Origin of the sequence: Clostridium sp. 1001271B_151109_B4 (genome assembly GCF_015670405.1) — a bacterium.
Classification (GTDB): domain Bacteria; phylum Bacillota; class Clostridia; order Clostridiales; family Clostridiaceae; genus Clostridium.
Genome location: NZ_JADPBQ010000009.1, coordinates 1 through 11146 on the forward strand (window position 1 = coordinate 1; position 11146 = coordinate 11146).

Annotated in this window: 13 protein-coding genes; 1 reads left to right on the plus strand and 12 read right to left on the minus strand. The window is 28.3% G+C overall.

The features are described from left to right. Positions 1-359 precede the first annotated feature (359 nt). Positions 360-800 carry a gamma-glutamylcyclotransferase family protein gene (locus I4V63_RS07675; RefSeq protein WP_196000711.1) on the plus strand — a complete coding sequence of 147 codons (441 nt, stop codon included), beginning with the start codon at positions 360-362 and terminating at the stop codon, positions 798-800. Positions 801-882: 82 nt separating this feature from the next. Here the strand turns inward: I4V63_RS07675 and aat are convergent, their stop codons facing one another. The 12 genes from aat to I4V63_RS07740 form a co-directional block, all read right to left on the minus strand. Next, positions 883-1533, minus strand: a complete 651-nt coding sequence (aat, locus tag I4V63_RS07680) for a leucyl/phenylalanyl-tRNA--protein transferase (protein ID WP_196000712.1) — start codon at positions 1531-1533, stop codon at positions 883-885. 31 nt (positions 1534-1564) lie between these two features. After that, positions 1565-2299, minus strand: a complete 735-nt coding sequence (locus I4V63_RS07685; protein WP_196000713.1) for a class I SAM-dependent methyltransferase — start codon at positions 2297-2299, stop codon at positions 1565-1567. A 34-nt stretch (positions 2300-2333) separates the two neighbouring features. Further along, positions 2334-3086, minus strand: coding sequence for an ABC transporter ATP-binding protein (locus I4V63_RS07690; protein ID WP_196000714.1), 753 nt, complete (start codon positions 3084-3086; stop codon positions 2334-2336). 14 nt (positions 3087-3100) lie between these two features. Next, positions 3101-3892, minus strand: a complete 792-nt coding sequence (locus tag I4V63_RS07695) for an ABC transporter ATP-binding protein (protein WP_196000715.1) — start codon at positions 3890-3892, stop codon at positions 3101-3103. Positions 3893-3904: 12 nt separating this feature from the next. Beyond that, entirely contained in the window at positions 3905-5482 is a 1578-nt protein-coding gene (locus I4V63_RS07700) for an ABC transporter substrate-binding protein (RefSeq protein ID WP_196000716.1), read from the minus strand. 41 nt (positions 5483-5523) lie between these two features. After that, positions 5524-6336 (minus strand): nickel transporter permease, encoded by an 813-nt coding sequence (nikC, locus tag I4V63_RS07705; RefSeq protein WP_196000717.1) that lies wholly within the window; start codon positions 6334-6336, stop codon positions 5524-5526. Between the two features lie 11 nt (positions 6337-6347). Continuing rightward, positions 6348-7292, minus strand: coding sequence for an ABC transporter permease (locus I4V63_RS07710; RefSeq protein ID WP_196000718.1), 945 nt, complete (start codon positions 7290-7292; stop codon positions 6348-6350). A 56-nt stretch (positions 7293-7348) separates the two neighbouring features. Then, on the minus strand, positions 7349-8116 hold the full coding sequence (locus I4V63_RS07715; RefSeq protein WP_196000719.1) for a class I SAM-dependent methyltransferase: 768 nt from the start codon (positions 8114-8116) through the stop codon (positions 7349-7351). 130 nt (positions 8117-8246) lie between these two features. Then, complete coding sequence (locus tag I4V63_RS07720) at positions 8247-8606, minus strand: metal-sensing transcriptional repressor (protein ID WP_196000720.1); 360 nt, start codon at positions 8604-8606, stop codon at positions 8247-8249. Between the two features lie 209 nt (positions 8607-8815). Continuing rightward, positions 8816-9535 carry a DUF434 domain-containing protein gene (locus I4V63_RS07725; protein WP_196000721.1) on the minus strand — a complete coding sequence of 240 codons (720 nt, stop codon included), beginning with the start codon at positions 9533-9535 and terminating at the stop codon, positions 8816-8818. Between the two features lie 370 nt (positions 9536-9905). Then, positions 9906-10286, minus strand: coding sequence for a VOC family protein (locus I4V63_RS07730; RefSeq protein ID WP_196000722.1), 381 nt, complete (start codon positions 10284-10286; stop codon positions 9906-9908). A 682-nt stretch (positions 10287-10968) separates the two neighbouring features. Continuing rightward, positions 10969-11130 carry a hypothetical protein gene (locus tag I4V63_RS07740; protein ID WP_196000723.1) on the minus strand — a complete coding sequence of 54 codons (162 nt, stop codon included), beginning with the start codon at positions 11128-11130 and terminating at the stop codon, positions 10969-10971. Positions 11131-11146 lie beyond the last annotated feature (16 nt).

Here is an 11146-nt window from a genome sequence, read left to right on the forward strand (position 1 = left end):
TTCGAACCCTCCTTTTTTTATCGGCTATTATCAAAATTTATTTTGATACAGCCCCTTTTCTTTTTTATTACTATTTTTATAATATTAACACTTTTTATTATTTAGGCTTAAAATTAAATCTTTTATATTACAATTATCACTTATTTTTTAATTTATAATCTCTTCCTCAATACTGTTTCATTTATAATTTACATATATCATAAACTTCACTATATATAATTCTAATATATCCCTTTTATTATTTACAGTTAAAATATTATTTAGTATAATTTTTTCAGTATCAACCCATATAGCTTGTGGGAAACTATAAATAATCTTCAGATAATTTTTTTCTAGAAAATAGGTGGTGAAAATTACTAATGAAAAATATTAATTTTTTTGTTTACGGAAGCTTAAGAGAAGGATTTTATAATTATGATAAGTTTTTAGCCGGAAAGATTTTTAAGAAAAAAGAAGGCAAATTAAATAATATTAGATTATATCATATGCCCTATAAAGGTTATCCTGCAATAGTTCCAGGTGGAGATTATGTATTAGGTGAAATAATGGTCATTAATAAAGAGGATTATGATTCTACTATGAAGGCACTTGATAAAATGGAGGGCTTTATAAGTGAAGGAAATTCTGAAAATGAATACCATAAAATGCTTTTAGAAGTTCAAGATCTTCAAAATAATCAAAACGAACTATGTTATGTGTATTTTTATAATAAAGATAGAGACAAACTTTTTGATAATGAAGCAATCTACCTTCCTAACGGAAATTGGAAGGAGTATATGTTAAATAATTCAATTATTTAAAGAAAACTATTAAAACATTAATATAAAAATAAGGAGATATTCTTAGTAATATCTCCTTATTTTTATATTAATGTTTTGATATTTACAATGCTAATCCTTCTTGTAACATTTTCTTAAATTCTTCCCAAGTTACAAACTTTCCACCCATACTTTCTAAATGGTTTGTATGCATTTGACAATCCAGAAAAATATATCCCTCTTCCTCAAGCTTTTTACAGATGCTTATTAAAGCTACTTTAGATGCATTGCTTTCCTTTGAAAACATACTTTCACCAAAGAAACACCTTCCTATCTTAACACCATAAAGTCCTCCTACAAGTTCTTGATCTTTATATACCTCAACACTTGTGGCAAAACCTTTTTTATGTAAGTTGATATACGCTTCCATTATTTCATTAGTTATCCATGTACCTTCTTTAATTTCTCTAAGTTCTTTGCAGTTTTTTATTACACCATTAAAATCTTTATCAAAAGTAACCTTAAACTCACCTTTATTAAAGACCCTTTTCATGGATTTTGAAATATTAATCGCACTTGGTTCTATTATAAATCTTGGTTTTGGACACCACCATAAAATTGGTTCACCTTCACTGTACCATGGAAAAATACCATTGCAATAAGCTAAAATAAGCCTTTCAAAACTTAAATCTCCACCAATTGCTAATAATCCATCCTCTTCTGCTAAATCAGGATTTGGAAACATTATTTCATCACTTAATTGATATACTGACATATACTCATCACTCTCTCGTTACTTTTAGTAATCATTTTACTTCAGCAATAATTATAAAACTTTTTATTAATTTCATATCTTCATTTTCTTTACTTTTATATGATATTTCATTTATCTCAATATCAACAATTCTACACCCTAAAGATTCTAACATATTTTTATCCCACTGTGGACGTATTATTTTACTTAATGGTAAATTATAAGCTATTTTATCTATAGATTCAGTACTTACTCCCATCATATTTTTATGATCATTTATATGAGTAATACTTTTTCTTTCTTCCATATATCTTTCATCAAACATATAACAATAATGATTTCCATCAAATATTATTAATTTCCCACCTGGTTTTAATATCCTAATCCACTCTTTATATGCCTTTTCAGGATTCTCCAAATTCCATATTACATTTCTACTTACTAATAAATCAAAGGTATTATCTTCAAAAGTAGGATTTTGTGCATCACCTTGAATAGTGTGAATTTTAACGCCTAAATCATTTGCATTTTCTTCAGCTTTCAAAAGCATGTTTTCCGTACAATCAAATGCATAAGATTCACAGCCTAATTCTGCTAATAGTATTGCTAAAAAACCTGGACCACACCCCATATCTATAGTTTTAAAATTATTTTGTGGTGAAATATATTTTTTTAGAAATTCTTCATATTCACTCTTTTCATTACTTTCTAAACTTTCCCTATTACTAATAGAATATCCTTCTGCCCTTCTATTCCAATAAGCTTTTATATCATCTAAATAATTCATTTTATCCTCCGTTGTACTTTTTTTCATATTACATTTAAATAATCGAATTTATAAGATTTTTTGTAAATACTTCTCTTGGATTTAAAATTACCTCATCAGTATTTCCTTCTTCAATTATTTTACCTTCCTTCATTACTAATATATAATCACAAAATTGTTGTACTAATGCTATATCATGACAAATAAAAAGTATTGCCATATCTCTATTCTTTTGTATATTCTTCAATAACTTTATAATATTAAATTGAACTGTAACATCTAGTGCACTTGTTGCCTCATCACAAATAAGTAACTGAGGATCGCTAGCTAATGCTCTAGCAATTGCTGCCCTCTGGCATTGTCCTCCACTTACCTCTTTAGGATATCTATTCGCTAATTCATATGATAACTGACACTCTTGAAAAAGCATCTTTAACTTTTCTTCTTTTTCAACTGAAGTTAAACTTTTTTTCATAGCTTCTTTAATTGATTTACCTAGTTTCATCCTTGGATTAAAGGATTCAGTAGGACTTTGAAAAACCATTTGTATCTTTCCTTGTATTTCTTTAAGCCTAACTTTCGCTTTATTACTTAATATATTTCCACCTAAATAAATTTCTCCATCATCAAAATTTAATAATCCTGATATAATTCTAACAGTTGTACTTTTCCCACAGCCACTTTCTCCAACAATTCCAACGCATTGTCCTTCGTTAATAGTGAAGCTTACGTCATCTATTACAATATTGCTTTGTCCATCTTTCAAAAATGACTTTTTTATAGATGATACCTTCAATATCTCTTCCATTACTTACCACCTCACTAAACAATCTTTTTCTTCAATTTAGGCGTTGCATTAATTAACTCTTTTGTATATCTTCTACTTGGATAATTAAATATATTTTCTGCTAAATCATACTCTATACATTTTCCTTCTTTCATAACTAATGCACTATCACACATTGAAGATATTACTCTCATATTATGACTTACAATTATTATAGCAGTCCCATATTTATTTCTTAAATTCACTAATTCATCTATTACCTTTGCTTGAACTGTTACATCTAATGCACTAGTTGGCTCATCTGCCAATATTATTTTGGGATTAGATGCCATTGCCATCATAATTCCTGCCCTTTGATTCATTCCACCCGATAATTCAAAAGGATAACTATTAAGAAACTTTTTAGTTTCTTTAATATTAAACGTCTTTAGAATCTCTTCTCCTTTAACTAGTGCTTCTCTTTTTTTAATTTTTCTATGAGCTCTCATAGAGTCATATAATTGACTTCCAATTGTTCTAATTGGGCAAAAAGAAGACTTACAATCTTGAAAGATCATTCCAATTGATTTTCCTCTTATCTCAATTAATTCCTTTTTATTTAAATGTGTAATATCTCTTCCTTCATATATAATACTACCATCTACAATTTCTCCTCCATCTCCAAGGATACCAATTATAGATTTTATTATTGTACTCTTTCCACTACCTGACTCACCTACTATACCAAGTATTTCACCTTCATATATAGTGAAAGAAATATCATTAACTACAAGTTTATCATTATATTTTATAGATACATTTTTAAGTTGTAGTAATGGCTTTTTCATATATCCTCCTATCTATTTTACTGAAAGATTTGCAGTAATCTCATAATAATCTGATGGATGCGCTTCAAATCCTGAAACATTTGACTTCATTACAAACGACATTTTTAAGTGAGATGCAAAAATAAATGAAGCATCATCTAAAATTATTTGTTGCATTTTTGTTGCCAATTTCCCTCTTTCGGATGCCTCAAATGTATTACTCATTTCATCATATAAATTTTCTAACTGTTCATTATAATATTTCCCACGATTTTTAGCAGAATCTTTTAATGCATGTGTTGTAAAGAAATATGCAGGATCTCCAGTTGGTGCCGTTACAAATGCACTGGCATATATATCCCAATCTCCACTTTTTAAAACATCTGTATGATTTGCTGTTGAATTAACCTCTACATCAATTCCTATTTCTTTTAAAGTTGCTTGAACAGACTCTGCAAGAAGCGGTAATTCTTGTCTCCCTGGATATGTTAACCATCTTATAGTTAAGTTTTCTCCATTTTTATCTACATATCCATCTCCATTTGTATCTTCCCAACCTGATTCTTTTAATAATGCTTTTGCTGTATCAACATTGTATTCTGGAGCTGTTACAGTTTTATCTCCAAATGAAAAATTTTCAGGGAATGGTCCTACAGCAGGAGTTCCATTTCCATTTAATAATACATCTGTAAATCCTTCTTTATCTATAGCACATGCTATTGCCCTTCTTACATTTATATCTTGTAAATTTACATTTTCATAATTAATAGCTCCAAAAAAGGTACGTGATGTATCTGTTGAGCTTATTTTATAATCACTATTATTTTCAAATAATTGTAAACTCGCATATGGTAATCCTTGTGTTGCATCTATTTCACCACTTTGTAGTGCCATTGTAAGTGTATCACCATCTGTAATACTCTTTACTATCACCTTATCTGTCTTTACTTCTCCTCCCCAATAATTCTCATTTTTAACTAATTCAATTTCTGAATCAGATATTTTCTCTGCAATAAAAGGCCCTGTTCCTGCTACATTTCTATCTTCTGTAATACCATATTCCATATCAATTATTGCAGCATATGGATCGCTTAAATAATTTAATAAATCTACAACCTTTTTATTACAAGTTATTGTTATACTTTGTCCATCTGCTTCTATTTCAGCTATATCTAAATCACCTGGAGCTCTATCATGAACTGAAATAAGATCTTCTAAACATTCCTTAACCGATTTGCCATCCATTTTTCTTCCACTTGAAAAGGTAACATCATCTCTTAAATTAATTTTCATAGTATTATCATCAATTTGTTCATAATCAGTTGCAAGCCACGGTTCTAATTCCATATTTTCATTAAATTTAAATAATGTTTCCCCAACACCATACCTTACTGCTGACCAGCCTGAATAATTATCATGTGGATTTAAACCTGCATTCCCCATTTCTGGACCATAAGCTGTTGTTCCATAAGTAAATATACTTTCACTAGAACTATTTATTTTACTATTATTTGTTTCTTTATCAGTACCTTTATTGCTTCCACAGCCAGTTAATATTGATGTAAAAATAAAACCTACCATTAATAAACTTATTAGTTTTCTTTTTCTCATTTTAACGTCCTCCCTCTAATAAAATTTTTTATTTGAAATATTTATTTTATATCGATATAATCCCTTATTGTATCTCCAAGTAAATTAAAACACATTATTGTAATAAAAATAGCTAAACCTGGCGCTAATATCATCCATGGTGATGTTTGAATCATACTTCTTCCATCATTCATCATACTTCCCCACTCTGCCGCTGGTGCTATAGCTCCTAATCCTAAAAAAGAAAGCGCTGCAAGTTCCATCATCATTGTACCAATATCAACTGCAGCCATTACAATTATTGTACCCATAGTATTAGGTAAAATATGCTTAAATATTATTTTTATATTATTCAAACCATTAAGCCTTGCAGCATCAATAAAAGATTGAGTTTTTAGTGTAATTGCTTGTGTTCTTGCTATTCTAGCATATTTAGGCCAGCTAATTACTGCTAATGCAATTACTGCACTTTGCATTCCACCTCCAAGAACTGATGCAACTGCAATAGCAAAAACCATCCCAGGAAATGCTAAAAACATATCTGCAATTCTCATAAGTATACTATCTCTAATTCCACCATATACACCACAATATAATCCAACTGATGTTCCTATTGTAGTAATTATCAAAATTAATGTTAATGTTGAAAATATACTACTTCTTCCACCTACTATCACTCTTGAAAAAACATCTCTTCCATATCTATCTGTTCCTAAAATATGTGCTAAGGATGGTGATTGAAGTGCTTCACTTAAATTTTGAGCATATGGATCGTATGGTACTATATATTCTGAAATTAATGCTATTAAACAAATTAATGCACAAATACTAGCAAATATAATCAATTTAATTTTGGTTTTTTTCTTTTTGCTCATATTCTTAACTACTATTCCTTTCCTAATCTAATTCGTGGATCTAAATAGCGATGCACAATATCAGATATAAGATTTATTGCTACATATATAAATGCCATCCAAATTACATAAGCTTGGATCATAGGATAATCATACATATTAATAGAATCTACTGCTAGTTTACCTATTCCATCCCACATAAAAATAGTTTCAACTATTGCTGTTCCTCCAAGAAGAGATGCTATTGATAAAGCTAATAATGTAATAATAGTCATTAATGAAGATCTTAAAACACTTTTAAATAAAATTGTTTTATATCCTATTCCTCGTGCATAAGCTGCCTTAACATAATCTTTATTTAATTCTTCTAATACTACGGCTCTTACTTGTCTTGTATATTTACATATCATTGCAACAGAAAGTGTTAATGTTGGCATAATTATGCTCTTAAAATTAACATTATTTAATGTTCCTATTACTGGTAGCCATTTTAATTTCACAGAAAATAAAAGAATTAACAATAATGATAAGAAAAATCCTGGTAGAGCATTACCTATAAAACTTAATATCCTTATAATATAATCAATGATTTTATTTTGAAAAACTGCTGCAATAATCCCCATTGGAATTGCTATTAGAATTGTAAGAACTATTGATGAAGCCATTAAAAGGAATGTATTTGGCAACTTCGAAATAATTGTTGTAAATACTGGCTTTCCAGAAACATAAGAAACACCCATATCACCTTTAAAAATTCCTACAACCCACTCTCCATACTGCTCTAAAAATGGCTTATCCAATCCTAATTCACTTCTCATGTTATCTTCTACCTCTTGAGAAACTACTCCACCAGTATTTTCTATTAATTTATCTACTGTATCTACTGTTGTAGTATTCATCATTGCAAAAGTAATAAATGTTATTCCAAACAAAATTGGTATAAGTTGAAGAAACCTTTTGCATATGTATCTTACCATAACGCTTTATTTCCTCCCTTTTGTTTTTTATATTTCTATAATCAAAACTAATTTAATCACTTTATACATTTAACTAAAAACATAGGCGTTGATGCATAATTAGCTTTTTCTTCTTCACTCCATACCCTCTTCCATATATCTAAATCAACCTTTATTGATGTTACTCCAATTTTATTTAAAGTTGAAATATCCCACTGTGGTCTCATCATTTTGCTTAACGGTACTCTTCTTGCTATATCTTCCATAGATTCTATATCTGTACATGTGTAATGATCCTCTAAACCATTTTCAGCAACTTTTTTCCTATCATTCTCATATTCTTTTCTCTTTTTATCATCAAATAAATGATGATACCAATTAGCATCAAAATTCAATAAGATTCCTTTTTCTCTTAATACTCGAATCCATTCCTTATATGCCAAATCAGGTTTTTCTAAATTCCATGTTAAATTTCTTGAAACTATAACGTCAAAACTGTTATCTTTAAATTGTAAATTTTGTGCATCCATCTTTATAAATTTTATTTTATTCACTAAGTCCCCCGCATTTTCTTTTGCTTTCTCAATCATTTCATTAGTATAATCAATTGCAGTAACATTAAATCCAGCCTGCGCTAATATTATAGAAAAGAATCCTGGTCCACATCCTATATCTAATATTCTTATATTATCATTTGATTTCTCTTCACTTGATCCTATTTGCATTTTAATTTCATTTAACCACTTATCTCTTTGAAGTGATTCTAACTCGTCTTTATTAACCTCTGAATATCCTTCAGCTCTATTTGTCCAATATTCTTCTATTTCGCTTAATATCTTTAACATATTACACCTCTTACAACTATATTCCACAAGAAAGTATATCAATAGATATTATCATTCACAACCCTCCCCCCCGGTAATTTTTTTGCAAAAAAAAATATCACTGGCTTTATTTTATACCAGTAATATTTTTCTACTTTATAAATTGTGCTATTGCTTTGTTTAAATCATCTATCGCCTTTTTATCTCCCGATTGTACTGCATCAACTATACAACCTTCAATATGCTGTTGTAAAATAATTTTTCCAGCATTATTCAATGCTGATGTTACTGCAGCCAACTGGATTAATACTTCTGTGCAATCTCTCTCATCTTGTACCATTCTCTTTACAGATTCTAAATGTCCTATTGCACGTGATAATCTATTAATAATAGCCTTGGTATTTTCATGTGAATGTTTGTGAGTATGACTTTTATCACTACCATGGACATGTGAATATATCTGGCCATCATTCGATATATGAATATGTTCTTCATTATGTTTATCTTCCATTCTATTTCCCTCAAACATTAAACTTATTATAAATAACTCTATTTTATTATATATCTATAATAGTACCTTTACAATAGAGTTCTGCATATATTATGCATAAAATAAAACTATATATCATGAAAGATACTTTCAAATCATTTTTTAATATTTAAAGACACACTTCAATTAAATAATATAAGTTTAATGTATTTACTTTTTCACTATTGTATTTATCCTAAATTAATAATCCAGGCATCATCAATATATTCTTTAATAATATAACTAACTAAATTAGTCCATCCATCACATTTATCTAAAATAATAGAATCACTACTTACAACATAATTACTTTTTTCAAGTATAATATCAGGGTTAATAACTATATAAACATTTACATTAACACTCCAATTCTCAGCTGCTTTATAAATCGCCATTTTAAGCTTTCCTGAATTAGAAACAGGCGCATCTATATAAAAGTTAACACATTCTAATTCAAGACTGCTAAAAGCTTTCCCTAAAATTTCTAATACATCATATGTTTTATCGATCAATCTATAAGTACCCCTTAGTCCTGCTAAATCTCTTATAGATCCATCCATACACTTTATTAATACCCCTTTAGACAATGCCACCTCAAGAGAAATAATAAAATTAAATGCATCTATATTTATAGTTTTTCCTTTTAATCTAGATACACTTATCTCTTTATCTTGCCTCAATTCTAAATCCTTGATTGAACAACTTGCTCTTCTAATTGCCATGCGTTGCCTTGTAGAAAATTGATGTCTTCCACCTACAAAATCAATTATATTACTAATAGGATAATTTCTATTAAGCAACCAAACTACTTCTTCTTGCGCACGCTTTAATTTTTCTATCTCCTTGCTTGAAAAAAATCTTTCATCTTTATCTTCCTTGCCTCTAATAGTTATTTTTTTTATTTCTTCCATATTGTATTACCTTTCATATCTATTTTTAATAGTATACTACTTATATTTTATATTATTTTTCTTTATATTATAAAAAACTCACTAAATATAAACTTCTATTATTTATCTTAGACAAAAACTTGTACAATTATCATATAACATACCCTTCCTAATAAAATACTTAAAAATACTCACTACCAAATATCAGTAAACATATAATTGATCGAACATAAACTATACATTATATTTACTCTTTCCCACTAATATAATTGTTCTTTTATATACTGAAATATTTTAAATACTATCAGTAAAACTCCTAAAAAAATAAGAAGCAAAGAAATTTATACAAACTCCTAAGGAATTTCTATACACCTCTTACTTCTTAAATCAATTATCCTCTTATAACTTCAACCTTATATCCATCTGGATCAGTTACAAAGTAATAATGAGGCTTTTCTCCTGGAAGCCCCTTTAAATCAGTAACTTCGTATCCCATTTTAATATGTTTTTCTCTTAAATCTTCAATATCATCATGAGCTATAGCAATATGACTAAATCCATTTCCTAAATCATAAGGAACTTCTGGATTATAGTTATAAGTAAGCTCTACTTCATAACCACCTGGGGCATCTGATAAATAAACTAATGTAAATTTATGATCCGGGAAATCCTTTCTTCTTGTTTCCACAAGACCTAAAGCATTCTTATAAAACTCTAACGATTTTTCTAAATCCATAACTCTTACACAAGTATGTAACATCTTAACTGGCATAATATACCTCCTAAATTTAAACTTGTATAAATTATAGCATAAATTATTTTAATTTTCAGCTTCTAAAATAATCTTATGATCAACTAATTCCATTTCTTTAATTCTTGCTCTAATAGTTTTCCTTTGTATAACAATAACTAGATTACAATTATTAATAATAAGTTAAATAAAAAAAATAATGCATATGAAAAATCACTTTAATAAGCTTTTTTCATATGCATATTTCTATAATAAATTATTGTAATTCATCATTTTGAACAATTTTTGTTTTAGCCTTCTTCTTCTGTTTAGGTTTTTTTTCATTTCTATTCTTTGCCAAACTATCTTCACCTCGCTTAAATAAATTAATGTAATAGATAATTACATTAATTAGATTGCTCTTATTTATGTAAAATAATACTGGCAATTATATCATTATAATCCAAATCTTAAACTCTTTTAGGCTAAAATTCCCTTGTTACATTCCTTACCCACTTACCACTTAAAACTCTTACAACTGCAATAATTGATTTTATTACCTCATTACTTTTTACCACAAAAAACACTGCTGCAATTGGCTATTTTAATACAAGGGCTGTGATAAATCCACAAGATATTGCTACAAGCCATAAAAAAATAATATCATTTACCCCAGCTAGTCCAAATGTTAATCTCATTAATATGAAGAATAATTTTTTTCAACTTATGCTACTGATAGTTGAACTTCTCCTAAGGATCCTAGCATCATAGTATCAAGCATACTTACTGCAAATGTAATTAAGTTTTTTATTGCAATAGATAAAGCAATACTTAAAATTAACTTATAAAATTTTTTCTCTCTGATTATTAACATTATCTTATCCACTCTTTTCTCTCATATA